This is a genomic window from Pseudomonas sp. NPDC087803, from assembly GCF_044742995.1.
Lineage (GTDB): Bacteria > Pseudomonadota > Gammaproteobacteria > Pseudomonadales > Pseudomonadaceae > Aquipseudomonas.
On the sequence record NZ_JBIUVO010000059.1, the window covers coordinates 1 to 612 of the forward strand.

Consider the following 612-nt stretch of genomic DNA (forward strand, 5'->3'; position numbering starts at 1 on the left):
CCTGTTGGCGCTGGTCATCGTGTTCGGCTGGCAGGCTTTTCACAAGTATCAGAGCAACCAGTCGCAAGGCGCCTCGGTGCTCTATCAGCAACTGCTGGAAACCACGCTGACCCCGGACGGCAAGCCTGACGCGGCCCGCGTTGCGGATCTGGCCGGCAAGCTCAACAGCGAATTCGGCGGCACCGCGTACGCGCAGTACGGCAGCCTGTTCGTGGCCAAAGTTGCGGTCGACAGCGGCAAGCTGGACGACGCCGCGACTGAACTCAAGGCCATCGTTGCCAAACCGGCCAACCCGGCGCTGGGCGAAATCGCCCGTCAGCGTCTGGCGCAGGTACTGGGTGCGCAGAACAAGGCCGATGAAGCCCTGAAACTGCTCGACGGCGATGCCGACAAGGCGTTCCTGGCCACTCGCGAAGAACTCAAGGGTGACCTGCTGGTTCAGCTGGGTCGTACCGACGAGGCGAACACCGCGTATCAAAAAGCCAAGGCGGCACTGTCGGATGAAGCGGCAGTCGGTGGCCTTCAAATCAAGCTCGACGACCTGGCCAAAGGGGATGCGTGACGTGATCCGTTGGAAGCATGCAGCATTGCTGGCTCTGGCCATTCTGGCCG

1 protein-coding gene is annotated in these 612 nt (G+C 62.6%); it reads left to right on the forward strand.

Going from position 1 to position 612, the window contains the following annotated elements:
- The coding region (locus tag ACIOUG_RS21915; protein WP_401068616.1) for a tetratricopeptide repeat protein at positions 1–562 on the forward strand (562 nt) is incomplete at its 5' end.
- Positions 563–612: the final 50 nt, after the last annotated feature.